The sequence below is a fragment of the Lysobacterales bacterium genome (assembly GCA_016703225.1).
Taxonomy (GTDB): Bacteria; Pseudomonadota; Gammaproteobacteria; order Xanthomonadales; family Ahniellaceae; genus JADKHK01.
Window position 1 is genome coordinate 364,099 of sequence record JADJCM010000003.1, and the last position, 25,075, is coordinate 389,173.

A 25,075-nucleotide genomic window follows, 5' to 3' on the forward strand; every position below is an offset into this window, starting at 1 on the left:
ACCTCATCCACCGAGCCCGCGCAACGCGGGCTTTTTCATTTCTTGGAGCCCCGAAATGAGCACCATCTATCAGCGCATTACGCAGACCATTCTGGACAAGCTGTCTTCAGGCGTCGCCCCTTGGGTCCGCCCTTGGCGCACCGTTGCCGATCCGATTCCGTGCAACATGACCACGAACCGCCCCTATCGAGGCATCAATGCCTTCATGCTGCACCTGCTCGCGGAGGAAGCCGGCTATTCGTCAAATCGCTGGCTAACCTACCGCCAAGCCGCTTCGCTAGGAGCGCATGTCAGACGCGGCGAGAGAGGCGTTCCCGTCATCTTCTACCAGCGACGCGAGCCGGGCTCAGAAGCTCAGGATGTGGAGTGCGCGAATGGCAGCGGGGCGCGCTCCCCGATCATCCGCGTCTACACCGTGTTTAGCGTCGCTCAGATCGATGGCTTGCGGCTGGACGCACAGGACAACAGCCACGTACCTGAAGATGCAAATGAACGAGCAGAAAGCCTGCTGCGCCTGTCAGGCGCAATGATCCGGCATGGGGGAAACCGGGCCTACTATCGTCCGGCGACCGACTCGATCCAGTTGCCTGAGCCAAAGGCGTTCGAGGATGCGGGCGCATACTACGCCACGGCACTGCATGAACTGGTTCACTGGACAGGCCGCGCTGGCCGGTGCAATCGAGAGTTCGGCAAGCGTTTCGGTGATCGCGCCTACGCGGCCGAAGAGCTTGTCGCGGAACTTGGCTCTGCCTTCCTCTGCGCCGACTGCCGGGTGGACGGTCGGCTGCAACACGCGGAGTACATCGGCCAATGGGTGGCGTTGCTAGAGCATGACTCCCGAGCCATCTTCGTGGCCGCCACCAAGGCACAGCAGGCGGCCGACTACCTTCAAGGCGTCCGCGACGCGGCCTGTGCTGTCGCTGCCGCCTAAAGTTGCGCTCGCGGCTTCGCCGCTTCATTGTTGAACCGTCGCGCGTCATTGGAAGCCCTGCGAAGGCTTCCGCTAGACCACGGCCAACCGGCTTCATCCCGTCGCAAGAACACTGGACCACATGTGGACCACGGGCTTTTCGAGCGCCAAGAAAAAAGGGCTACGATTGCTCGTAACCCTTTGATCTTATTGGTGGGCGGTACAGGGTTCGAACCTGTGACCCCTGCCGTGTGAAAGCAGTGCTCTACCGCTGAGCTAACCGCCCGAATGGGATGCCCGATTTCGGGGCGCGGACTATACGGGCCGGCGCTGCGACGGTCAACCGGATGAACCTTTCGGTCGGAGATGCGAGCGATTAGCATAAGCACATGACCGCCGCGACCCGCATCGTCCTGTTTGGAGCTTCCGGCCGCATGGGCCAGGAAATTCTGCGCCTTGTCCCCAACGAGCCTGGCATCAGTGTGGTATCGGCGCTGGTGCGACCGGGTTCGGTGCTGGATGGAGAGCCGGTGTGGCCGGGCCGGACGTCGTCCCTTGTCTACGAGCGCACGCTGGAACCCGAGCAGCAGGGCGAAGTGCTGGTTGACTTTTCGAGCCCCGCCAGTTTTGACGCCGCGCTCGCGCTCGCGGTGGAGCGCGAGATGGCCTTCGTCAGCGGAACCACGGGTCTGAGCGATGCGCAGCACGACGAACTGGAGTCGGCGGCGCAGCGCATTCCGGTGCTGTGGTCGGCCAACTTCAGCATCGGTGTAGCGCTGTTGCGGAGGTTGGCGCTGGAAGCTGCGAGCCTGCTGGGTGAGGATTTCGACATCGAGATCATCGAGGCGCACCACCGCTTGAAGCGAGATGCTCCCTCTGGCACCGCCCTGGCTCTGGGGCGCGCCATCGCCGATTGCCGTGGCCGCAGTCTCGACGAGGTCGGCGCTTTCGTCCGGCATGGCAAGGATACGCAGCGCCGTCGCGGTGAGATCGGCTTCGCGAGCGTGCGTGGTGGCGATGTCGTCGGCGATCACACCGTGTTGTTTGCCGGCGACGGCGAGCGACTGGAGCTCACCCACCGCGCGGGTACGCGCGCACTGTTCGCGCGCGGCGCCTTGCTCGCGGCGCGATGGATCGTCGGGCGATCTGCGGGCAAGTCCACGCTGGACCAAGCCGTGGCCGCCGCCGCGCCGGATTGAGGTCGTGGGCTGCTAGAATCCCGGCCCGCTCGCGGCGTCCGCCCATCTCGGAGCGTTTTCATGCACAGTCTTCCTGCACTGCTGGCCCTCGCGGACGGCAGCGTGTTTCGTGGTACCTCGATCGGTGCCGAGGGCCAAACCACCGGCGAGGTCGTGTTCAACACGGCCATGACCGGCTATCAGGAAATCCTGACCGATCCGTCCTACAGCCGTCAGATTGTGACCCTGACCTATCCGCACATCGGCAATACCGGCTGCAATGCCGCCGATGTCGAGTCGAATGGCGTGCATGCCGCTGGATTGGTCGTGCGCAGCGCAACCCGGCGAAGCGATCACTGGCGCAGCGAGATCTCGCTGCCGGAGTACCTGAGCCGGCACGGCATCATCGCCATCGCCGAGATCGACACGCGTCGGTTGACGCGCATCCTGCGTCAAAGCGGGGCACAGTCCGGTTGCATCGTGGCCGGCGACGAAGCAGGCGACGTTGAAGCCGCGTTGGCCTCGGCACGCGCCTTCCCGGGGCTGAAGGGCATGGATCTGGCCAAGGTAGTGAGCACGTGCCAGTCCTATGGCTGGGAACAGGGCAGTTTCGACCTCGATCGTGGGGTCTCGACCAGGGATTGCGGCGAGTTGCACGTGGTCGCCTACGACTTCGGGCTCAAGCACAACATTCTGCGCATGCTGGTCGATCGCGGCTGCCGCGTCACCGTGGTGCCGGCGCAGACACCGGCGCGCGACGTGTTCGCCCTGAAACCGGACGGCGTGTTCCTGTCGAACGGTCCGGGCGACCCGGAGCCCTGCGACTACGCGATCGCGGCGATCCGCGAGTTCATCGCCGCGCGCGTTCCGACCTTCGGCATCTGCCTCGGCCATCAACTGCTTGGGTTGGCCGCGGGTGCGAAGACCCTGAAGATGAAGTTCGGCCACCATGGTGCCAACCATCCGGTGATCGACCTCGATACAGGGCGGGTCATGATCTCGTCGCAGAACCACGGCTTCGCGGTGGACGAAGCGACGCTGCCAACGAATGTACGGGCAACGCACCGCTCCCTGTTCGATGGCTCGCTGCAGGGCATCGCGTTGACCGACGCGCCGGCCTACGGTTTTCAGGGTCATCCGGAGGCGAGCCCCGGTCCGCACGATGTCGCCGGCGTGTTTGCCCCGTTTGTGCGGGCGATGCATGCAGCGCGTGGCGTGATTCGTGCTTCGGAACAGGCAGTGTCTGCTTGAGGACGGCCATGTCGCGTGTGTCATTTCGCTTCTGTCTGATCGCCGTGCTCGCGGCGCCTGCTGCCGCGGTTGCGAAGCCGGTGTTCGATCCGCTCAATTCTCCGGTACCGGCTACGACCAAGGCGGCGCCGGCACCCGCTGCGGCAGTTCCGGCCAAGGCGCCGGTGGCGCCGGTGCCGGCCAAGGCGCCGGTGGTCGCGACAAGCCCTGCCGCCGCCGCACCGGCCCAAGCCGCTTTCGATCCGCTGCATGCCGCCGGTCCGCGTGTAGTCGCGTTCGACGAGCTGGAGCAATACGTCGGCAAGGCGATCCAGATCAAGACCAACATGCGCACCACGCGCAAGGGCACACTGAAACGGTTCAACCGTGCCGGCTTGATCATCGCCGACGTGAGTCGCGGCTTCTCCATGGAAATCGACATTCCACGCAGCACCGTCGTCGAAGTGCAGGTCAAGGACTGACTCTGGCCGGGTGCAGGCAGTCCGCGTGCTGGCGCGATTCGCGCGCGCGAACCGGCTAGAATCCGCGCACTCCCAAACCATCGAATCGTTCCGCACGCGAGTGCGGGGCCGAGGTGTCCATGCCCAAGCGTTCCGACCTCAAGACCATCCTGATCATCGGCGCCGGTCCGATCGTCATCGGCCAGGCCTGCGAGTTCGACTACTCCGGCGCACAGGCATGCAAGGCGCTGAAGGCCGAGGGTTATCGCGTCGTGCTGGTGAACTCGAATCCGGCCACGATCATGACTGACCCCGAGATGGCGGACGCGGTCTACATCGAGCCGATCACCTGGCGCACCATCGAACGCATCATTGCCAAGGAACGCCCGGACGCGGTGTTGCCGACGATGGGTGGCCAAACCGCGCTGAACACCGCGCTCGATCTCGCCGACCACGGGGTCCTGGAAAAATACGGCGTCGAGATGATTGGCGCCTCGCGCGACGCCATCCGCATGGCCGAGGACCGTGAACTGTTCCGCCGCGCCATGCTCGACATCGGCCTCGAGTGCCCGAAGGCGGAAGTGGCGCGCACGCTCGAGCAGGCGCTCGACATCCAGACCCGCGTCGGCTACCCGACCATCATCCGCCCCAGTTTCACGCTGGGCGGTTCCGGCGGTGGCATCGCCTACAACCGCGAAGAATTCGTCGAGATCATCAAGCGCGGTCTCGAGCTCTCGCCGACCAGCGAAGTGCTGGTCGAGGAGTCGGTGCTCGGCTGGAAGGAATTCGAGATGGAAGTGGTCCGCGACAAGGCGGACAACTGCATCATCGTCTGTTCGATCGAGAACTTCGATCCGATGGGCGTGCACACCGGCGACTCGATCACCGTGGCGCCGGCGCAGACCCTGACCGACAAGGAATACCAGCGCCTGCGCGACGCCTCGATCGCGGTGCTGCGCAAGATCGGTGTCGACACCGGTGGTTCGAACGTCCAGTTCGGCGTGAACAGCGAAAACGGCCGCGTCGTCGTCATCGAAATGAATCCGCGCGTGTCGCGTTCTTCGGCGCTGGCCTCGAAGGCAACCGGCTTCCCGATCGCCAAGATCGCCGCCAAGCTCGCGGTTGGCTACACGCTCGACGAACTGCGCAACGACATCACCGGCGGTCTCACGCCGGCCTCGTTCGAGCCGGCGATCGACTACGTCGTGACCAAGATCCCGCGCTTCGCGTTCGAGAAGTTTCCGGCCGCCGATTCGCGCCTGACCACGCAGATGAAGTCGGTCGGTGAAGTCATGGCCATGGGCCGCAATTTCCAGGAGTCGCTGCAGAAGGCACTGCGCGGATTGGAGACCGGCAAGGTCGGGCTCGATCCCACGCGCAGCGAGTTTTCCAGCGAGGACGCGCTGATCGAATTGAAGCGCCAGGTGCGTGAGCCGGGACCGGACCGCGTGTTCTATGTCGCCGACGCCTTCCGTGCCGGGCTGACGCGCGAGCAGATCTACGAGCTCAGCTTCATCGACCACTGGTTCCTGCGCCAGATCGAGGAATTGGTGCAGATGGAGGGCGCAGTCGCGCAGCGCGGCCTGGCTGCGCTCGACGCGACGCGCCTGCGCGAGCTGAAGCGAGCCGGTTTCTCGGACGCGCGCCTGGCGCAACTGGTGGGCACCAACGAGGACGCGATCCGTCACCTGCGTCGCGCCTTGAACGTGCGCCCGGTTTACAAGCGTGTCGATTCCTGCGCCGCCGAATTTGCCACCAATACCGCGTACATGTACTCGACCTATGAGGAAGAGTGCGAGGCGGCGCCGACAGAGCGCGACAAGATCATCGTGCTCGGTGGCGGGCCGAATCGCATCGGCCAGGGCATCGAGTTTGACTACTGCTGCGTGCATGCGGCGCTGGCGCTGCGCGACGACGGCTATGAAACGATCATGGTCAACTGCAATCCGGAGACCGTGTCGACCGACTACGACACCTCCGATCGCCTTTATTTCGAGCCGCTGACGCTCGAAGACGTGCTTGAGATCGTTGGCCTTGAAAGGCCCAAGGGCGTGATCGTCCAGTACGGCGGGCAGACTCCGCTCAAGCTGGCGCGCGCGCTCGAGGCGAATGGCGTGCCGGTGATCGGCACCTCGCCGGACTCAATAGACCTGGCCGAAGACCGCGAGCGCTTCCAGAAACTCGTGAGCGAACTCGGGTTGCTGCAGCCGGCGAACCGCACCGCGCGTAATCCGGATGAAGCGCTCGCGCTTGCGCGCGAGATCGGCTATCCGCTGGTGGTGCGTCCGAGTTATGTGCTCGGCGGCCGGGCGATGGAGGTCGTGCATGGCGATGCCGACCTGAAGCGCTATATCACCGAGGCAGTGCGGGTGTCGAACGAGTCGCCGGTGTTGCTCGACCGCTTCCTCGACAACGCCGTCGAGGTCGATGTCGATCTGATCGCCGACCACACCGGCGCCACCATGATCGGCGGCATCATGGAGCACATCGAGGAGGCCGGCGTGCATTCCGGCGACAGTTCCTGCTCGCTGCCGCCGTATTCGCTGTCCGCATCGATCCAGGATCGTCTGCGCGAGCAGGTGCAGGCGATGGCGCGCGCGCTCAAGGTGGTCGGGCTGATGAACACGCAGTTCGCGATCCAGGGCGAGACCATCTTCGTGCTGGAAGTGAATCCGCGCGCTTCGCGCACGGTGCCGTTCGTGTCCAAGGCCACCGGCATGCCGCTGGCCAAGATCGCCGCGCGCTGCATGGCTGGGCAGACGCTGGCGGCGCAGGGTGCAACACGCGAGATCATCCCCGGCTACTACTCGGTCAAGGAGGCGATCTTTCCGTTCCTGAAGTTCCAGAACGTCGATCCGATCCTCGGCCCGGAAATGCGCTCGACCGGCGAAGTCATGGGCGTCGGCCGCAATTTCGGCGAGGCGTTCGCGAAGGCGCACGAAGCCGCGAACATCAAGGCGCCACCGCTCGGCAAGGTCTTCGTCAGCGTCCGTGACGCCGACAAGCCGCGCGTCGAAGCGGTGGCCGAGGAATTGTTGCGACGCGGGTTCACGATGGTCGCAACCAGTGGCACCTGCGACTACCTGCGGGGCATGGGCTTTCCGTGCGAGCGCATCAACAAGGTGCTCGAAGGCCGGCCGCACATCGGCGACGCGATCAAGAATGGCGGGATCGTGTTCATCATCAACACCACCGAAGGCAAGCAGGCGATCGCTGACTCGTTCTCGATCCGCCGCGATGCCTTGCAGCACCGCGTCACCTATTCGACCACCGTCGCCGGCGCGCGCGCATTGCTGCACTCGCTCGACTATCGCGATTCGGAGCGGGTCAGCTCGCTCCAGGAACTCCACCGGGAACTGCAGTCATGAGAAGACCCCCTTTGACCAAACGTGGCGTCGAGCGCCTGCGCGACGAACTGGATCGGCTGAAGTCGGTTGAGCGGCCGCGCATCATCCTGGCGATCGCCGAAGCGCGCGCGCATGGCGACCTCAAGGAAAATGCCGAGTATCACGCCGCGCGCGAGCAGCAGGGCTTCACCGAAGGGCGCATCAACGAACTCGAAGCGGCGCTCTCGTTTGCCGAAGTGATCGACGTGAGCCAGCTGTCGGCCGGGACGCGCATCGTTTTCGGAGCCACGGTCGAACTGCTCGAACTGCACAACAACAACCAGATCACCTACCAGATCGTGGGCGAGCTCGAGGCCGACATCAAGCAGCGGCTGATCTCGGTGACTTCGCCGATGGCGCGCGTGCTGATCGGCAAGAGCGAGGGCGACACCGTCGAACTGCATGCCGCGAACGGCATTCGCGAGTTCGAGATCATGGCGGTTCGCTACGAGTAGTCCGGTGCCGGCGCTGCTGTGGTTGCCGGCGCGGCGCCGTCTGGGTGCGCTGACCGCACGCCTGCCGAAGTTGCGCGCAGTGCTGGAGCAGGGCTCGCGTCTCGCCGATGCCGAGCCGGGCTGCGGGGGCTTGCTCTGCGGTGTGTTCACCGGGTTGCCAGCGGAACTGCCGACGGCGGCGCTGACCCGAATCGTGGATGCGCCCGATGACTGTGGCGGGCGTTGGCTGCGTGCCGACCCCTGCATGTTGCGCGTCGAGTCGGCGGGGGTACGCATGCTTGCCTGCGGCGCACTGGCACCGAGCGCGGATGAGGTTCGCGATTTCTGCGCGACGATGCAGCCGCTGTTCGCCGATGCCGGCTGGGTCTTGCATGCGGCCGCGCCCGAGCGCTGGTACGTGCGCCCCGATGCCGCGCATCCGCGCCTCGGCGGCCAGGACCCGGAGCTTGTGCTCGGGGCCTACATCGACGCCGCCTTGCCTGTCGGTGATGCCGGCCGCGCGACGCGGCGCTGGCTCAATGAACTGCAGATGGCCTTGCATGAGCACCCCTGCAATCGTGCACGCCGCAGTCGCGGCCAGCCGGAGATCAATAGTCTGTGGCTGCACGGTGATGGCGTTGCGCCGGGGTCACTGAGGACCGCCATCGCAGCGGCGCATTCGCATGACCCGCTGCTGCGCGCCTGCATGGCGCTGGCCGGTGTGCCGGCACTCGCTCGCCCCAACGGCGAGACTGACCGCATCCTGGTCGACGCGCGCGACGCTGATGACGACGCAACGGTCGAGTTGCTCGGGCGCCTGCTGGATCGACACCTGTCCTTGCAGCTGCAACTGGAAAGCGGCGAACGCTTTGCCTGGCGGCCCTGGCATCGCCTGCGATTCTGGCGTCGCGCGACGCCATGATGGCAAAGCTGCGCCGCCGCATGGTGCCCGATGTGCCGTTGCTTGCGGACGCGGCACTACATCCGGTGCTGGCGCGCGTTTATGCAGCCCGTGGCGTGGTTTCCGGCGACGAACTCGATCTGCGACTTACGCGCATGCTGGCCCCACAGGGTCTCGGTGGACTTGATGCGGCTTGTGCGCTGCTCGGCGCCGCGATCGCCGCCGATGCGCGCATCCTGATCGTTGGCGACTTCGACTGCGATGGAGCGACCGGAGCAGCCGTTGCCTGGCGCGGATTGCGCATGCTCGGCGCGCGCCGTGTCGAGGTACGGGTGCCGAATCGCGCGATCCACGGTTATGGCCTGACCCCGTTGCTGGTCGAGGAAATCCTCGCTGCCGGTGCGCCCGACCTGCTGCTCACTGTCGACAGCGGCATCGCCTGTCTGGCCGGCGTGCGCGCGGCCAAGGCGGCGGGCTGCACGGTGCTGGTCACTGATCACCATTTGCCACCAGCGGAATTGCCGATGGCCGATGCGATCGTCAACCCGAACCTGCGCGGCGATGGCTTTGCGAGCAAGGCCCTGGCGGGCGTCGGGGTCGTGTTCTATCTTCTGCTGGCACTGCGTGCGGCGCTGCGCGATGCGGGCGCGTTTGCGCAGCGCGAGGAGCCGGATCTGGCGGTCCTGCTGGATCTGGTCGCGCTCGGTACCGTCGCCGACCTGGTTGCGCTCGATCACAACAATCGTGTGCTGGTCGCGGCCGGACTGAAGCGCATCCGCGCGGGCCGGGCAAGCGCCGGTGTCGCCGCGCTGATCGAAGTCTCCAAACGTCGTGCGGTCGATCTGACCGCCACCGATCTGGCCTTCAGTCTCGGACCGCGCGTCAACGCTGCCGGGCGACTGGAGGACATGAGCCTCGGCATCGCCTGCCTCTGCGCCGACGATCCGCTGGTGGCGCGCGAACTGGCCGCACGCCTCGATGCGATCAATTCGGAACGCCGCGGCGTGCAGCAGGACATGGTGGCGCAGGCGGAGGCGGCCGTGGCCGGTCTGCGTCTGGATGGCGAACTGCCGGCCGTTCTGTGCCTGCATGAAGCAGATTGGCACGCCGGTGTCGTTGGTCTGGTGGCTTCGAAAATCAAGGAGCGCGTGCATCGCCCGGTGTTCGCGTTCGCGGCGGCTAGCTCTGGCAGCGACGAGCTGAAGGCCTCCGCGCGATCGGTACCCGGCGTGCACCTGCGCGACCTGATCGCCGAGCTGGACATGAACGAACCGGGCCTGATCCTGCGCTTCGGCGGCCATGCGATGGCTGCCGGTCTGAGCCTGGTCGCCGCGAATCTGCCGCGCTTCCGCGTTCTGATCGAGGAACTGGCGAACGCACGCATCGACGCCGCGCTGCTGGCGGCCGAGGTGTGGACCGATGGCGCGCTCGATGGCGACCAGATCGACCTCGTCCTGGCCCAGGCGTTGCGCGATGGCGGACCCTGGGGCCAGGCATTCCCCGAACCGCTGTTCGACGGGGAGTTCGAGGTCAGCTCGGCGCGCGTCGTCGCTGAGCGCCATGTCGCGATGCGCCTGCTCGATCCGAGCGGCTTGGGGTTCGATGCCATCGCCTTCGGCGCCTACACCGGGAAACTGCCCAGCGGTCGCATCGGCGCCGTGTTCCAGCCCATCGTTGACGAATGGCGCGGCGAGCGGCGGGTGAAGCTGCTGATTCGGGATTTCGCAGCCGCTTGACGCGGCGTTCGAGCGCGGGCGCGCGGGCGGCTCTGGTATTCTCGCCGGCCGTTTTTCAGCGAATCACGATCATGATCGAAACCAATCCGATTGCCGGCCGCATCGCGGATCTGCTCGAGCGAGTCACTTCGCTCAGGGGGTACCTTTGACTTCGACAGCAAGAGCGAACGTCTCGAAGAAGTAAGTCGCGAACTCGAACTGCCGAGTATCTGGGACAATCCGACGCGGGCGCAGGAGTTGGGGCGCGAACGCGCACTGCTGGAGAAGATCGTCGGCGAGATCTCCGGACTCACGCAAGCATTGACCGAGGCCGGCGAGCTGCTGGAACTCGCCATCGCCGAAAGCGACGACAGCACCGCGATCGCCGTGCGCGATGACCTTGATGCCCAGGCGGCGCGCGTCGACAAGCTCGAATTCCAGCGCATGTTCTCCGGCAAGATGGACGCACACAATGCCTTCGTCGACATCCAGGCCGGCGCCGGCGGCACCGAAGCGCAAGATTGGGCCGAGATGCTCCTGCGCATGTATCTGCGCTTCGCCGAAAAGCGCGGCTGGAAGGCAGAGCTGCTGGAAGCTTCGGAGGGCGAAGTGGCGGGGCTGAAGTCCGCAACTTTTCGAGTCGAAGGCGACTATGTCTACGGCTGGCTGAAGACCGAGACCGGCGTGCATCGCCTGGTGCGCAAGTCGCCGTTCGATTCCGACAACCGTCGCCACACCTCGTTCACCTCGGTGTTCGTGGCGCCGGAAGTCGATGACGACATCGACATCGAGATCAATCCGGCCGACCTGAAGACCGATGTCTATCGCTCGTCCGGTGCCGGTGGTCAGCACGTCAACAAGACCGAATCGGCGGTGCGCATCACGCATGTGCCGACGAACACCGTGGTCGCCTGCCAGACGCAGCGCTCGCAGCACGCCAATCGCGATCACGCGATGAAGATGCTGAAGGCCAAGCTCTATGAGCTCGAAATGCAGAAGCGCAATACCGAGAAGGCCGCATTGGAAGCGTCGAAGTCGGACATCGGCTGGGGCTCGCAGATCCGCTCCTACGTGCTCGACCAGTCGCGCATCAAGGACCTGCGCACCGGCATCGAGCGCACCGACACCCAGAAAGTCCTCGACGGCGACCTCGACGAGTTCGTCGAAGCCAGCCTCAAGTCCGGCCTCGAAGCCGGCTCCAAGCGCGCAGACGCCTGAACCCGGGAATGACCATGACCGACAACGCTACGCCAATCGTCGACGAGAACCGCCTGATTGCCGAGCGTCGCGCCAAGCTGCATGAACTGCGCGCGCACGGCAATGCCTACCCGAACGACTTCCACCCGGATGCCTTCGCCGGCCAGCTGCAGGACGACTACGCCGACAAGGAACAGTGGAGCGCCGAGGCCATCGACGGCCTGGCGCGCCGGGTGCGCGTGGCGGGACGCATGCTCGCAAAGCGCATCATGGGCAAGGCCGCGTTCACGCAGATCCAGGACCAGAGCGGGCGCATCCAGCTGTTCCTGCAACAGAGCACGCTCGGTGATGCTTACGAGGCTTTCAAGAGCTTCGACGTCGGCGACATCGTTGGCGCCGAAGGGCAGGTGATGCGCACCAAGACCGGCGAGCTGTCGATCAAGGTCGATCAGTTGCGGCTGCTGACCAAGTCGCTGCGGCCGCTGCCGGACAAGTGGCATGGCCTCGAGAATGTCGAGCAGCGCTATCGCCAGCGCTACGTTGACCTGATCGTCAACGAGGATTCGCAGCGCGTGTTCGCACTGCGCTCGAGAGCCGTACGAGCCATTCGCGACTTCATGGAAGGGCGCGGCTTCGTCGAGGTCGAGACGCCGATGATGCATCCGATCCCGGGCGGCGCCACCGCGCGTCCGTTCGTGACGCACCACAACGCGCTCGATCTGCAGATGTATCTGCGCGTCGCGCCGGAGCTGTATCTGAAGCGGCTGGTCGTCGGTGGGCTCGATCGTGTCTTCGAGATCAACCGCAACTTCCGCAACGAGGGCGTGAGCACGCGTCACAACCCCGAATTCACCATGCTCGAGTCGTACGAGGCCTACGCCACGTTCAACGAAGTCATGGACATGACCGAGGCGATGATCCGCTGCGCCGCACAGGCCGGCGCCGGCACCACGTCATTGAACTGGGAAGGCCGCGCCATCGACGTGGGCCCGGCCTTCGCGCGCACGCGCATGGACGACGCCGTGCTCGCCGCCAATCCCGAGATCCGTCGCGAGCAGTTGCGCGACCGCGAGGCCATGGTCGCGCACTGCGCGCGCCTCGGCATCCACGTCAAGAAGGACTACGGCTGGGGCAAGATCCTGCTCGAGATCTTCGAGAAGACGGTCGAGCAGCACCTGGTGCAGCCGACCTTCATCACCGCGCATCCGACCGAGGTGTCACCACTGGCACGCGCGAATGATCAGGACCCCGGCATCACCGATCGCTTCGAGTTGTTCATCGGCGGCAAGGAATTGGCCAACGGCTTCTCGGAGTTGAACGATCCCGAAGACCAGGCCGCGCGTTTCCTCGCTCAGGTGGAAGCCAAGGACTCCGGAGACGACGAGGCCATGCATTTCGACGCCGATTACATTCGTGCGCTCGAATACGGATTGCCGCCGACCGGTGGACTCGGTGTCGGCATCGACCGTTTGGTCATGCTGCTGGCCGACGTGCCGTCGATTCGCGACGTGTTGCTGTTTCCGTACATGCGTCCGGAAGTCGAGCGCTGACACGCTGGCGGCGCATCTCCATGATACGCCGCCGCTTCGCGGCTCAGGACGCCTGCTTGGGCGCGTCGCGCAGTTCTCGGCGCAGGATCTTGCCGACGTTGGTCTTCGGCAGCGAGTCGCGGAACTCGATGATCTTCGGCTGCTTGTAACCGGTGAGATTGTCCTTGCAATGCGCCTTGACCTGCTCGGCCGTCAGGCCCGCGTCCTTGCGCACGATCACCAGCTTCACCGCTTCGCCGGACTTGTCGTCGGGCACCCCGACCGCGGCCACTTCCAGCACGCCGGCCATGCTCGCGACCACATCCTCGATCTCGTTGGGATAGACGTTGAATCCCGAGACCAGGATCATGTCCTTCTTGCGGTCGACGATGTAGAAGAAACCGCGCTCGTCGTACTTGCCCATGTCCCCGGTGCGCAGCCAGCCATCGACGATGGTCTTGGCGGTGTCTTCCGGGCGCTGCCAGTAGCCCTTCATCACCTGTGGGCCGCGGATGCAGATCTCGCCGATCTCGCCGAGGCCGAGAATCTTGCCGTCCTCGTCCTGGATGCACAGGTCGGTCGACGGGGCAGGGAGGCCGATCGAGCCGCTGTATTCGGGGTTGTCGAGCGGATTGATCGTGGCCACCGGTGAGCTTTCGGTCATGCCGAAGCCTTCGATCAGTGTGCAGTTGGTGACCTTCTTCCAGCGCTCGGCGACCGCGCGTTGCACTGCCATGCCGCCACCGAAGCTCATCTTCAGGTGCGAGAAGTCCACCTCGGCGAAGCCCGGCGTGTTGAGCAGGCCATTGAACAGCGTGTTGACGCCGGTGATCGCGGTGAACGGTGTCTTCGCAAGTTCCTTGACGAAGCCGGGCATGTCGCGCGGATTCGTGACCAGGACGTTCAGTCCGCCGAACTTGATGAACACCAGGCAATTACAGGTGAGTGCGAAGATGTGATAGAGCGGCAGGGCGGTGATCATCACCTCCTCGCCGAGCTTGATGTTGGCGCCGAACCAGGCCGACACCATCTGCATGTTCGCGATCAGGTTGCGATGCGTCAGCATGGCGCCCTTGGCGACGCCGGTGGTGCCGCCGGTGTACTGCAGGAAGGCGATGTCGTCGGCGACCAGGTCCACTTTCGGCGCCGGCTTGCGCGCACCGGCCGCCAGGACCTCGTTGAAGCGGATGGCGCCCTCGATGTGGTAGTCAGGCACAATCTTCTTGACGTGCCTGGCGACAAAGTTCACGAGCAGCGACTTTGGGAAGCCGAGCAGGTCGCCGATCGCGGTCGTGATGACATGTCGGATCGACGTCTCCTCCAGCACATCGCTCAGCGTCGCGGCGAAATTGTCGAGCACGACAATCGCGCTGGCGCCGGCATCGTTGAGCTGGTGCTTGAGCTCCCGGGCGGTGTACATCGGATTGGTGTTGACCACGGTCAGGCCGGCGCGAAGTGCGCCGAAGATCGCGATCGGATACTGCAGCAGGTTGGGCAGCATGATCGCGATGCGATCGCCCTTCTTCAGCTGCAGATCGTTGAGCAGGTATGACGCGAAGTTGGCGCTGAGCGCGTCGAGGTCGTCGTAGGTAATGGTCCTGCCCATGTTGGTGAAGGCGGGCTTCTGGCGATAGCTGTCGCAGGCTTCGCGCAGTACCGAGACGATCGAGCCATAGGCATTGACATCGATTTCCGCTGGCACGCCCTTCGGATACGTGGTCAGCCAGGGTCGCTCGATCTGCATGCGTGTCTCTCCGGTGTCTCTTGCTGCCAATTGATCGCGGAATGCATGCGCATCCGACCCCGTCGGATTGCATCACAGGGGTCCTATCCAGACAAGCAAGCGGCGATTGTCAACGTGCAGTTGCGGGAACCGCGCGACGGTCGAAAGACGCCACAGAAGGCAGCGACAGCTGTTGACGGACGACGATCAGCTGTTATGATGCGCGCCCTTTCGCGGGGGCCATAGCTCAGCTGGTAGAGCGCTACAATGGCATTGTAGAGGCCGCCGGTTCGACTCCGGCTGGCTCCACCACGAAAGGAAGCAAGTCCCCATCGTCTAGAGGCCTAGGACACGGCCCTTTCACGGCTGTAACAGGGGTTCGAATCCCCTTGGGGACGCCAGACCGGGGCCGCCTGTGGGCGGCCTTCGTTTTCATTGCGATCGGATAGGGTGGTCTGTAGTATCCGGCGCATGACGGCTTTGGCCGAACAAGGCGATGGACTGCACGGTGAGACGGCAGTTCGGTCTGCACCGGGGGAGGTAGGGCATGTTGATTCTGACGCGTCGTGTGGGTGAGACGCTGATGATCGGAGACCAGGTAACGGTCACGGTACTCGGCGTGAAAGGCAACCAGGTTCGCATCGGCATCAACGCACCCAAGGATCTCGCGGTGCATCGGGAAGAGATTTATCAGCGCATTCGGCGCGAGCAGGAGGGGCACAAGGAACCCGCCCCCGACTCCGGCGAGAACGCGAACAAGGTTTGACGGTTCCGGAGAGATGCCCGAGAGGCCGAAGGGGCTCCCCTGCTAAGGGAGTATAGGGTCAAAAGCCTTATCGAGGGTTCGAATCCCTCTCTCTCCGCCAGTCAAGAAACGGCCCTTCGGGGCCGTTTGCTTTGGTGCGGCGGCCTCAGTCGCTTGCGTGAAAAGTTCGCAGCAGAGTGTTGACGATTCGATCGGAGCCCTTCATAATTCCGCTCCTTGCTTGCGCCCGTAGCTCAGTTGGATAGAGTACCAGGCTACGAACTTGGTGGTCGGGAGTTCGAATCTCTCCGGGCGCGCCAACATGGTTGAGACAAAGCGGGGCGCGAAAGCGCCCCGCTTCGTTTGAACGAAGTGGTTGCGGCGAGTGCTTTGATTTGGTTCTTCGTTGACGTTGTGGGTTGCGGTGCGTACCATGCGGCGGCTTCTGTCACCGTCTGAAATGCGACGCAGCCAGAACCAGCGGGGTATAGCGCAGTCTGGTAGCGCGCCTGCTTTGGGAGCAGGATGTCGGGGGTTCGAATCCCTCTACCCCGACCATCTGGTCCCCTGGATTCGGCGCCTGTAGCTCAACCGGATAGAGCACCGGCCTTCTAAGCCGGCGGTTGCAGGTTCGAGTCCTGTCGGGCGCGCCACCGGGGCAAGTTTTTGTTCGGAGTGGTGGATATAGCTCAGTTGGTTAGAGCATCGGATTGTGATTCCGAGGGTCGTGGGTTCAAATCCCATTATCCACCCCAGTTTTCCAGTGTGGGCCGTTAGCTCAATGGTAGAGCAACGGACTCTTAATCCGCAGGTTCTAGGTTCGAGTCCTAGACGGCCCACCACCTCCTCTCACTCTCAGGTTCAGCTCACCGCGGTCGACGGCTTCATGCGAAAGTGGCGGAATCGGTAGACGCACTGGATTTAGGTTCCAGCGGGGCAACCCGTGAGAGTTCGAGTCTCTCCTTTCGCACCAGCGCCGCGCCGCGCACTCAACAACGTTCAGTTTTCGGGAGTTTCCATGCAAGTTTCGATCGAACAGATCAGCACTCTTGAGCGCAAGATGACGGTGCGCGTTCCGGCAGCGCGCTACGAGGAGCGTGTGCGCGATCGAATTCGCGAGCTGGGACAGAATGTTCGTTTGAAAGGCTTTCGGCCCGGCAAGGTGCCGAGCACGGTGATCGAGAAACGCTTTGGTGAACAGGTGCGCTCGGAGATCCTCGGTGACGTGATCGGTGGCTCGTTCCAGGAAGCCATCACCCAGCAAAAACTCCGTCCGGCGATGTCGCCGCGAATTGCTCGCGACGCCGACGCGCCCAAGGAAGAGTTGGTCTACACCGCCACCTTCGACGTGATGCCGGAAGTCGGTGAGGTCGATGTCGCCAACCTGGCCTTGACCCGGCTGGAATCGCGTGTCGACGAAGCTGATGTCGAACGCATGATCGAGACGCTGCGCCAGCAGCGCCGTCAATGGAGCCCGGTGGATCGCGCTGCGCGCGTCGCCGACATGGTTGTGTTCGAGTTTTCGGCGCAAGCCGGCGACGCGCGCTTTCCGGCGTCGGGCAGCGAGCGCGCCGGTACGGTCATCGGTTCGGGCGCACTGTTCAAGAACTTCGAGGACGCGTTGCTCGGACTGAGTGCCGGCGAAGAGAAAGATGCGCGCCTCGAATTCCCCGCCGATTTCCGGGATGCACTGCTGGCCGGCAAGACCGCCGACGTGCACCTCAAGGCGGTGCGCGTACAGGAAAGCAGCTTGCCCGAAGTCGATGCGGCGTTTGCCGCGAGCTTCGGCATCGACGGCGGCCTGGAGAGGTTCCGCCAAGATGTGCGCGCCAATCTCGAGCGGGAAATGCGCACCACGCTGAACGGTCGTAACAAGCTGCACGCTGTCGACACGCTGGTATTCGCGTTCAAGGGTTTCGACTTGCCGAAGTCGCGCATCGAGGCGGAGACGCGGGCTTTGCTGGCGCAGGCTCAGGAATCCGCGACCCGCGCCGGGCGCGAGTCTGAGGCGCCGACGGAAGCAACCGAGCAGATGCGCACGGTGGCGCGCAATCGCGTACACGCCAGTGTCCTGCTGGAAGAACTGTCGATCCGCAACCAGATTCGCCCCACCCAGCAGCGCGTTTCGGAGATGCTCTCGACCATTGCATCGACCTATGAAGAACCGCAGAAGGTCGTCGAAATGTATCTGCATGACCAGCAACTGATGTCCGGGTTGCGCATCCGCGCGATGGAAGATGAGGTCGTCGACTGGGTGTTCGGTCATGCCAAGGTCACGCCGCAGTTGGTGACGTTCCAGCAACTGATGCAAGCGCCTCGTTGAATTGATGCGCCGTTGCCCCCACCACTGCCCGACCGCTGACGGAGAGACACGGTGATCACAGGATTGAATCTGGTACCGATGGTGGTCGAGCAGACCTCGCGTGGCGAGCGTGCCTACGACATCTACTCGCGACTGCTCAAGGAGCGCGTGATCTTCTGCGTTGGTCCGGTTGAGGACTACATGGCCAACGTGATCGTTGCGCAGATGCTGTTTCTCGAATCCGAGAATCCGGATAAGGACATCAGTCTATACATCAACAGCCCCGGTGGCTCGGTGACGGCTGGATTGGCCATTTACGACACCATGAAGTTCATCAAGTCCGACGTGAGCACGATCTGCATCGGCCAGGCGGCCAGCATGGGCGCGTTCCTGCTTTCTGCGGGCGCGAGGGGCAAGCGCTACTGCTTGCCCAATTCGCGGGTGATGATCCACCAGCCTTCGGCCGGATTTTCCGGGCAGGCTTCGGACATCGCCATCCATGCCAAGGAGATCCTGGCAATCAAGGCCAAGCTCAATGCGATGCTGGCAGATCACACCGGACGGGCGTTGGAGCAGGTCGAGCGCGACGTCGATCGCGACTACTTCATGAGCGCCGAGGAAGCCAGGGACTACGGTCTGGTTGATTCGGTGCTGGCACAACGTCCCAGCGAGAGCGTGAAGGCCGGCTAGTCCGGACCGGAACTCCGAGAAATCGCGTGATTCCCGCGCCAAAAGCGGGCGGGATTCGCTGTGCTATTCTGCGCCCCGAGCGGCATCGCAGCAAGGAACACAAGGCAAGATGAGCGACGATCGAAGCACCCGCGGCGAGTCCACCAAGGTTCTCTACTGCTCCTTCTGCGGCAAGAGCCAGCATGAGGTGCGCAAGCTGATTGCCGGACCGTCCGTGTTCATTTGCGACGAGTGCGTCGAACTGTGCAACGACATCATCCGCGAGGAACTCGAGGAGAAGGCGGCGACGGCGCGCAGTCACTTGCCGAAACCTCGCGAGATCCTGGACACGCTGGATCAGTACGTGGTCGGCCAGCCGCGCGCCAAGAAGGTGCTCGCGGTGGCGGTCTACAACCACTACAAGCGGCTGGAGTCCAGGCAACGCAGCGACGAGATCGAGCTGTCAAAGAGCAATATCCTGCTGGTCGGCCCGACCGGTTCGGGCAAGACGCTGCTCGCGGAGACGCTGGCGCGGCTACTCAATGTGCCGTTCACGATCGCCGATGCGACGACGCTCACCGAGGCTGGATATGTCGGCGAGGACGTCGAGAACATCATTCAGAAGTTGCTGCAAAAGTGTGACTACGATACCGAAAAGGCGCAGACCGGAATCGTCTACATCGACGAAATCGACAAGATCTCGCGCAAGTCGGAGAACCCCTCGATCACCCGTGATGTGTCTGGCGAAGGCGTGCAACAGGCGCTGCTGAAGCTGATCGAGGGAACCATTGCTTCGGTTCCTCCGCAAGGTGGCCGCAAGCATCCGCAGCAGGAGTTCCTGCAGGTGGATACGCGCAATATCCTGTTCATCTGTGGCGGAGCCTTCGCCGGCCTTGAAAAGGTCATCCAGGCGCGTTCCGAGTCGACCGGGATCGGCTTCTCGGCCGAGATTCGCAGCAAGGAACGCCGTGCCAGCGTCGGCGACGTGCTCAAGACCATCGAGCCTGAAGACCTGATCAAGTTTGGGCTCATCCCGGAGTTCGTCGGCCGCTTGCCGGTGGTGGCGACACTGGACGAACTGGACGAGGACGCCCTGATCAAGATCCTGAGCGAACCCAAGAACGCCATCACCAAGCAGTTCCGCAAGCTGTTCGAGATGGAAGGTGTGGAACTCGAGTTCCGCGAAGATGCGCTGCGTGCGGTGGCGCGCAAGGCGCTGAAGCGCAAGACCGGAGCGCGCGGTCTGCGCACCATCATCGAGCAGGTGCTGCTCGACACCATGTACGAGCTGCCGTCACTGGAAAATGTCAGCAAGGTCGTGCTTGACGAAGGCGTCATCAATGGCTCGGCGGAGCCTTACTTGATCTACAGCGGCCTGCCGCAACCAGTGGCCCGGGTGGCTTCCGGGGACTGACCGGGGCATCCGGAACGCTTGCAAATCGCGGCGCGGGCCCTTACTTGACGCAGCATGTTCGCTGGCGCACTGTGCGCTGGCACGCCTCCTATGGAGAATCGCATGACTGCCAGTACCCCAGCAGCGGTGAATGTGAGCGTACCGGTGCTGCCGCTGCGCGACGTTGTGGTCTATCCGAGCATGGTCATTCCACTCTTCGTCGGGCGCGAGAAGTCGATTCGCGCCCTGGATGCGGCAATGGAGGCCGATCGGCATGTATTTCTGCTGGCGCAGAAGAGCCCAGACACCGACGATCCCGGCGCCGATGAACTCTTCCATGTCGGCACGCTGGCGACGGTGTTGCAACTGCTGAAGCTTCCGGATGGCACGATCAAGGTCTTGGTCGAGGGCGGTGCCCGTGTTCGCGTCACGCAACTCAACGATGGTGCGAGTTTCGTCAGCGCCAGCGCGGAGCCCATCGAGTCCGGCTCGCAGCGGGACGAGCGAGAGTTGGAGGCAGCCTCGAAGTCGCTGCTATCCATGTTCGAACAGTTCATCAAGATCAACCGCAAGGTACCGCCTGAGTTGATGACCACCTTGTCCGGGCTGGATGATGCCGGGCGCCTCGCCGACACCGTCGCCGCGCACCTCTCGATTCGCCTGCAGGACAAGCAGCGTGTACTGGAAGCGGTCGATGTGTTCGAGCGACTGGAACTGCTGATCGGTTTCGTCACCGGCGAAATCGACATGCAGCAGATGGAGAAGCGCATTCGCGGCCGTGTCAAGTCGCAGATGGAGAAGAGCCAGCGCGAGTACTACCTCAACGAGCAAATGAAGGCGATCCAGAAGGAGCTTGGCGAGATCGACGAGGCTGCACCAAATGAACTGGAGGAGATGGCCAAGAAGATCGCGACCGCGGGAATGCCGAAGCCAGTTGAGGCAAAGGCACGGGCGGAACTGGCCAAGTTGAAGCAGATGTCGCCGATGTCAGCCGAGGCTGCCGTCGTGCGCAACTATCTCGACTGGCTGGTCGGCACGCCGTGGAAGAAGCGCTCCAAGGTGCGTCGCGATCTGAAGCAGGCGGATCTGGTGCTCGACGAGGATCACTACGGACTGGAGAAGGTCAAGGAGCGCATTCTCGAGTTCCTGGCGGTGCAGCAGCGCGTGCGCAAGTTGAAGGGGCCGATCCTGTGTCTGGTCGGTCCGCCCGGTGTCGGCAAGACCTCATTGGGGCAATCCATCGCCAAGGCTACCAATCGCAAGTTCGTGCGGATGGCGCTTGGTGGCGTTCGCGACGAGGCCGAGATCCGCGGGCATCGCCGAACCTATATCGGCTCGATGCCGGGCCGCGTCATCCAGAACCTGTCGCGGGTCGGTGTGCGCAACCCTCTGGTCATGCTCGACGAGATCGACAAGATGTCGACGGACTTCCGTGGCGACCCGTCCTCGGCGCTGCTGGAGGTGCTCGACCCCGAACAGAACCACACTTTCAATGATCACTACCTCGAGGTCGATTTCGACTTGTCCGAGGTGATGTTCATCGCCACCGCGAACAGCCTCAACATTCCACCGGCGCTACTCGATCGCATGGAAATCATCCGTATTCCGGGCTATACGGAAGAGGAGAAGATCAGCATCGCATCGCGCTACCTGGTGGCCAAGGAAATGGCTGCCGCCGGACTTGCGCCGAGCGAGCTTCGCATCAAGGACGACGCGCTGCGCGATATCGTGCGCTTCTACACGCGCGAGTCCGGCGTGCGCAACCTTGATCGCGAGATCGCCAAGATCTGCCGCAAGGTGGTCAAGGAGATCCTGTTACAGGCCGAGCAGACGCGTCTCTCCGGAAGCGGCGTTGCTGCGACGCCTGGACTGATGGAAGTTGGAGCTGAGCAGATCGAAAAGTACCTCGGCGTGCGCCGCTTCGATTATGGCCGTGCCGAACAGCAGAACGAAGTCGGACTGGTGACTGGGCTGGCGTGGACGCAGGTCGGTGGCGATCTGCTCAGCATCGAGGCGGCGACGGTTCCAGGAAAGGGCAAGCTGATCCACACCGGGCAACTCGGCGACGTGATGCAGGAGTCGATCCAGGCAGCGTTGTCGGTGGTACGCGCGCGCGCTGACCATTTCGGAATCGACCCCGAGTTCAACCAGAAGGCCGACATCCACATCCATGTTCCGGAGGGAGCGACTCCCAAGGATGGACCGAGCGCAGGCATCGCGATGTGTACCGCGCTGGTCTCGGCGCTAACCAAGGTGCCGGTGCGTTCGGATATCGCCATGACCGGAGAGATCACGCTGCGCGGGCGCGTGTTGCCGATCGGCGGGTTGAAGGAGAAGCTGTTGGCCGCGCACCGCGGAGGGATCAAGCTGGTCGTCATCCCAGAAGACAATCGCAAGGATCTTGTCGACATGCCGAAGAACATCGCCGAAGCGATCGAGATCAAGCCGGTGCGATGGATCGACGAGGTGCTCGACATCGCACTTGAACGGCCGCTCATGGCGGTGCGCGCGCAGGTCACGCAAGCGGAACCGGTGACTGTCGACGCGCAAGCAACCGCGAAGATCGAAAGCGAAGTCAAGGGTGATGGGGCGTCGCGCAAACACTAGGCGCAACCCGCGTTTTTCCTAGCGGTTTTGTTGCGTGCCCAGAAATGGACTGGTATAAAAGCGCGCCCACGCCGCATGCGTTTCAGTGATCGAATCGCTGGATGCATGGGTGGTGGATCCGGTTCGGCGAAGTGCGGTTCGCCTCGCGCGACGGAACGATGCCCAAGCTGATTACCCAGAAATCCTGAGGGAGTGACACATGAACAAAGGTGATATCATCAACGCGATCGCCGATCACGCTGAGCTGAGCAAAGCCGATTCCGGCCGTGCACTCGATGCGCTGATCGAAGTCGTCAAGAAGTCGCTGAAGAAGGGTGACAGCGTGTCGCTCGTCGGCTTCGGAACCTTCGCGGTTCGCAAGCGCGCAGCGCGCACTGGTCGCAACCCGCGTACCGGTGCGACGATCAAGATCAAGGCTTCGAAGATTCCTGCCTTCAAGGCTGGCAAAGCGCTCAAAGACGCTATAAACTAGCGCGCTTTGCTGGGTGCTTAGCTCAGCGGTAGAGCGTCGCCCTTACAAGGCGAGGGTCGGGGGTTCGAAACCCTCAGCACCCACCAGAAGAAAACGGAGTGGTAGTTCAGTTGGTTAGAATACCGGCCTGTCACGCCGGGGGTCGCGGGTTCGAGCCCCGTCCACTCCGCCAACTCCTGCAAGGGCGCCCGTAGTGGCGCCTTTGTTTTTTGCGGTGAAGCGCATCGCGGTGCGCCCATTCGAGAGCCATCCATGCTGCAGAGTATTCGCGACAAATCCGGTTCCAAGATCGCCTACGCCATCCTTGCGCTGTTGATGGCGGCGTTCATGTTCTTCGGCATTCAGGGGTATTTCGTCGCGAGCGGCGATACTGGCGTGGCCAAGGTCGGAGGCACCGACATCAGCTCGGGCGCTTACCGCGAACGCATGAACGAGACGCTTCAGCGCATGCGCACGATGATGGGCGAGTCATTCCAGTCCGAGTTCTTCAACACGCCGCAGTACAAGCGCCAGGTTGTCGATCAGCTGGTCGATGAGGAACTGATGACCCAGGCAGGCGCAGCTGCCGGCGTGGCCGTTTCGGACGCGCGTCTGCGCGAGGAGATCGGCAAGATCGAGGCGTTCCATGTCGATGGCGCATTCGATGGCAAGCAGTACGCGCTGGTGCTGCAGGCCAACAAGATGACCATTGAGCAATTCGAGCAGCGCATGCGGCGCGATCTCGCCGTGCGTGAGTTGCCGTCCCAGATCGCCGCCAGTGCTCTGGTCACCGAGGCCGATGTCGACAGCTTCCTCCGCCTTCGCGACCAGACGCGCAGCTTCCGCTACCTGGCGCTGAATACACCGAGCGTCACTGCTGAACAGGTCAGCGACGAGGAGGCCAAGACCTATTTCCTGAAGAATCCGGAGAAGTTCGCGACCAAGGAACAGGCGTCGCTCGAGTACATCGAGCTGAACGCTGCGACCTTGCCGGTTCCGCCCGCCGATGAAGCCACGCTGCGCGATCGCTACGAGCAGCAGAAGGCCACCCGTTTCGGCAGCGGCGAACAGCGCTTGTCCTCGCACATCCTGGTGTCGGTGGCCGCGGGTGCCGAAGCAGAGGCGCAGAAGGTCGCGCTCGCCAAGGCCGAGGCTCTGCTGGCCAAGGTCCGTGGCGGCGAGAGCTTCGATGCCGTCGCGAAGAGTTCGTCCGAAGACGTGGGTTCGAAGGAGAGCGGCGGCGATTTGGGCTGGATCGAGAAGACCGGCACGTTCGAGCCGGCGTTCGAGGAAGCCCTGTTCGGTTTGCAGGTGGGAGCGGTTTCCGACCCGGTTCGCACCGATCAGGGTTATCACCTGATCACGGTTCGCGAGGCGCGTTCCGCCAGTTTCCGCCCGTTCGAGGAGGTGCGCGCCGAGTTGGAGAGCGAATACACGGTCGGCGAGCGTGAGCAACTATACGGTGAACGCTTCAACGATCTGGTCGATGAGGGATTTGCGAGCCCCGGCTCGCTGGAACCTGCAGCGAAAGCCCTGGAAGCTTCGATCCAGAAAACCGAACTCTTCGATCGCGATTCCGGTGGCGGCATTGCCATGTTCCCGAAGGTGCGCGAGGCGGCGTTCTCGGATGCGGTATTGCTGGAGCGCAACAACAGCGAGCCGATCGAGTTGGGCGAGAACCACGTGGTCATCGTGCGCTTGCTTGAGCACAAGCCGTCGCTGCCACGCAAGCTGGAAGACGTGTTGGCTGAGGTCAAGGGCTTGCTGGCCATCGAGCGCAAAGGCAAGCAGGCGAAGGATGCCGCCGATGGCTTTTACAAGCGACTGCGGGCGGGAGAGACGCTGGATGCCCTGGCTGCATCGGTGAGTGCGCAAGTGACTTCGGCCGAAGGCGTGGGTCGCAACGCCATGACCCATGATGCCAAGCTCGTGACCGAAGCCTTCAAGCTGCCGCGGCCGCTTTCCGGCAAGGTTTCCCCCGCCCTAGTGCAGGGAGGTGATCAGCGCCATGCATTGCTCGAACTCACGGCGGTCACGGACATCGATGTCAAGAGCATCGACGCTGCAGCACGCGACGCTGCCCGTGCCAGCCTCAAGTCCGGCTTGGCGAGCAGCGACAATGAAGCGTTGCGCGACGCCTTGCGCAAGCGCGTAGCGATCGTGGTGCATGAGGACCGGCTCTGATCGCGGCGTTAGGATCAAAATGAAGAAGGGCGCCGCGAGGCGCCTTTTTTCTGCGCCGCT

At 63.5% G+C, this 25,075-nt stretch carries 18 protein-coding genes and 12 tRNA genes; 28 read left to right on the forward strand and 2 right to left on the reverse strand.

Annotated elements, in window-relative coordinates; all coding sequences use genetic code 11:
• The first annotated feature begins 55 nt into the window (after nucleotides 1-55).
• Nucleotides 56-931, forward strand: coding sequence for a DUF1738 domain-containing protein (locus tag IPG63_14760; GenBank protein ID MBK6728473.1), 876 nt, complete (start codon nucleotides 56-58; stop codon nucleotides 929-931).
• 190 nt (nucleotides 932-1,121) lie between these two features.
• Here IPG63_14760 and IPG63_14765 read toward each other — a convergent pair.
• Nucleotides 1,122-1,196, reverse strand: a tRNA-Val gene (locus IPG63_14765).
• Between the two features lie 103 nt (nucleotides 1,197-1,299).
• Here IPG63_14765 and IPG63_14770 point away from each other — a divergent pair.
• The 9 genes from IPG63_14770 to lysS all read left to right on the forward strand — a co-directional run bounded on the left by IPG63_14770 (nucleotide 1,300) and on the right by lysS (nucleotide 12,962).
• Nucleotides 1,300-2,109, forward strand: coding sequence for a 4-hydroxy-tetrahydrodipicolinate reductase (locus IPG63_14770; protein ID MBK6728474.1), 810 nt, complete (start codon nucleotides 1,300-1,302; stop codon nucleotides 2,107-2,109).
• Between the two features lie 60 nt (nucleotides 2,110-2,169).
• The gene (gene carA, locus IPG63_14775) at nucleotides 2,170-3,339 is read left to right on the forward strand and encodes a glutamine-hydrolyzing carbamoyl-phosphate synthase small subunit (GenBank protein ID MBK6728475.1); all 1,170 of its coding nucleotides are present in this window, start codon (nucleotides 2,170-2,172) and stop codon (nucleotides 3,337-3,339) included.
• A gap of 8 nt (nucleotides 3,340-3,347) precedes the next feature.
• Entirely contained in the window at nucleotides 3,348-3,800 is a 453-nt protein-coding gene (locus IPG63_14780) for a hypothetical protein (GenBank protein ID MBK6728476.1), read from the forward strand.
• A 119-nt stretch (nucleotides 3,801-3,919) separates the two neighbouring features.
• Nucleotides 3,920-7,147, forward strand: coding sequence for a carbamoyl-phosphate synthase large subunit (gene carB / locus IPG63_14785; GenBank protein MBK6728477.1), 3,228 nt, complete (start codon nucleotides 3,920-3,922; stop codon nucleotides 7,145-7,147).
• Entirely contained in the window at nucleotides 7,144-7,620 is a 477-nt protein-coding gene (gene greA / locus IPG63_14790; GenBank protein ID MBK6728478.1) for a transcription elongation factor GreA, read from the forward strand. Before carB ends, greA begins: the two co-directional genes overlap by 4 nt.
• 4 nt (nucleotides 7,621-7,624) lie before the next feature.
• On the forward strand, nucleotides 7,625-8,521 hold the full coding sequence (locus IPG63_14795) for a phosphoglycerate mutase (protein ID MBK6728479.1): 897 nt from the start codon (nucleotides 7,625-7,627) through the stop codon (nucleotides 8,519-8,521).
• Complete coding sequence (gene recJ, locus IPG63_14800; GenBank protein ID MBK6728480.1) at nucleotides 8,518-10,236, forward strand: single-stranded-DNA-specific exonuclease RecJ; 1,719 nt, start codon at nucleotides 8,518-8,520, stop codon at nucleotides 10,234-10,236. The genes IPG63_14795 and recJ overlap by 4 nt, the downstream gene beginning before the upstream one ends.
• 71 nt (nucleotides 10,237-10,307) lie before the next feature.
• Nucleotides 10,308-11,433, forward strand: a protein-coding gene (gene prfB, locus IPG63_14805) for a peptide chain release factor 2 (GenBank protein ID MBK6728481.1) whose coding sequence is annotated in 2 segments (ribosomal slippage) — nucleotides 10,308-10,382 and nucleotides 10,384-11,433 — 1,125 coding nt in all. Because the reading frame shifts where the segments join, the coding sequence is not laid out codon by codon here.
• A gap of 8 nt (nucleotides 11,434-11,441) precedes the next feature.
• Nucleotides 11,442-12,962: a lysine--tRNA ligase gene (gene lysS / locus IPG63_14810; protein ID MBK6728482.1), complete on the forward strand. Its 1,521-nt coding sequence runs from the start codon at nucleotides 11,442-11,444 to the stop codon at nucleotides 12,960-12,962.
• A 43-nt stretch (nucleotides 12,963-13,005) separates the two neighbouring features.
• Here the strand turns inward: lysS and IPG63_14815 are convergent, their stop codons facing one another.
• Nucleotides 13,006-14,685, reverse strand: a complete 1,680-nt coding sequence (locus IPG63_14815) for an AMP-binding protein (protein ID MBK6728483.1) — start codon at nucleotides 14,683-14,685, stop codon at nucleotides 13,006-13,008.
• Nucleotides 14,686-14,900: 215 nt separating this feature from the next.
• Here IPG63_14815 and IPG63_14820 point away from each other — a divergent pair.
• From IPG63_14820 to IPG63_14905, 18 genes are all read left to right on the forward strand, one after another.
• A tRNA-Ala gene (locus tag IPG63_14820) sits at nucleotides 14,901-14,976 on the forward strand.
• A 13-nt stretch (nucleotides 14,977-14,989) separates the two neighbouring features.
• Nucleotides 14,990-15,065, forward strand: a tRNA-Glu gene (locus IPG63_14825).
• 146 nt (nucleotides 15,066-15,211) lie between these two features.
• Nucleotides 15,212-15,430, forward strand: a complete 219-nt coding sequence (gene csrA / locus IPG63_14830; protein ID MBK6728484.1) for a carbon storage regulator CsrA — start codon at nucleotides 15,212-15,214, stop codon at nucleotides 15,428-15,430.
• Nucleotides 15,431-15,437: 7 nt separating this feature from the next.
• Nucleotides 15,438-15,530 (forward strand) — tRNA-Ser (locus IPG63_14835).
• A gap of 122 nt (nucleotides 15,531-15,652) precedes the next feature.
• A tRNA-Arg gene (locus IPG63_14840) sits at nucleotides 15,653-15,729 on the forward strand.
• Between the two features lie 161 nt (nucleotides 15,730-15,890).
• A tRNA-Pro gene (locus IPG63_14845) sits at nucleotides 15,891-15,967 on the forward strand.
• 18 nt (nucleotides 15,968-15,985) lie between these two features.
• A tRNA-Arg gene (locus tag IPG63_14850) sits at nucleotides 15,986-16,062 on the forward strand.
• Between the two features lie 25 nt (nucleotides 16,063-16,087).
• Nucleotides 16,088-16,164, forward strand: a tRNA-His gene (locus IPG63_14855).
• A 12-nt stretch (nucleotides 16,165-16,176) separates the two neighbouring features.
• Nucleotides 16,177-16,251, forward strand: a tRNA-Lys gene (locus IPG63_14860).
• Between the two features lie 46 nt (nucleotides 16,252-16,297).
• Nucleotides 16,298-16,382, forward strand: a tRNA-Leu gene (locus IPG63_14865).
• Between the two features lie 45 nt (nucleotides 16,383-16,427).
• A complete protein-coding gene (locus IPG63_14870) occupies nucleotides 16,428-17,732 on the forward strand; it encodes a trigger factor (GenBank protein MBK6728485.1) in 1,305 nt (434 codons plus the stop codon).
• Between the two features lie 78 nt (nucleotides 17,733-17,810).
• Nucleotides 17,811-18,401, forward strand: coding sequence for an ATP-dependent Clp endopeptidase proteolytic subunit ClpP (gene clpP, locus IPG63_14875; GenBank protein MBK6728486.1), 591 nt, complete (start codon nucleotides 17,811-17,813; stop codon nucleotides 18,399-18,401).
• Between the two features lie 109 nt (nucleotides 18,402-18,510).
• Nucleotides 18,511-19,794 (forward strand): ATP-dependent Clp protease ATP-binding subunit ClpX, encoded by a 1,284-nt coding sequence (clpX, locus tag IPG63_14880; GenBank protein MBK6728487.1) that lies wholly within the window; start codon nucleotides 18,511-18,513, stop codon nucleotides 19,792-19,794.
• A gap of 90 nt (nucleotides 19,795-19,884) precedes the next feature.
• Nucleotides 19,885-22,380 (forward strand): endopeptidase La, encoded by a 2,496-nt coding sequence (gene lon / locus IPG63_14885; GenBank protein MBK6728488.1) that lies wholly within the window; start codon nucleotides 19,885-19,887, stop codon nucleotides 22,378-22,380.
• 199 nt (nucleotides 22,381-22,579) lie between these two features.
• The gene (locus IPG63_14890) at nucleotides 22,580-22,852 is read left to right on the forward strand and encodes an HU family DNA-binding protein (protein MBK6728489.1); all 273 of its coding nucleotides are present in this window, start codon (nucleotides 22,580-22,582) and stop codon (nucleotides 22,850-22,852) included.
• Between the two features lie 11 nt (nucleotides 22,853-22,863).
• Nucleotides 22,864-22,938, forward strand: a tRNA-Val gene (locus IPG63_14895).
• Nucleotides 22,939-22,947: 9 nt separating this feature from the next.
• A tRNA-Asp gene (locus tag IPG63_14900) sits at nucleotides 22,948-23,024 on the forward strand.
• An 80-nt stretch (nucleotides 23,025-23,104) separates the two neighbouring features.
• Nucleotides 23,105-25,015 (forward strand): SurA N-terminal domain-containing protein, encoded by a 1,911-nt coding sequence (locus IPG63_14905; GenBank protein MBK6728490.1) that lies wholly within the window; start codon nucleotides 23,105-23,107, stop codon nucleotides 25,013-25,015.
• The last annotated feature ends 60 nt before the right edge of the window (nucleotides 25,016-25,075 follow it).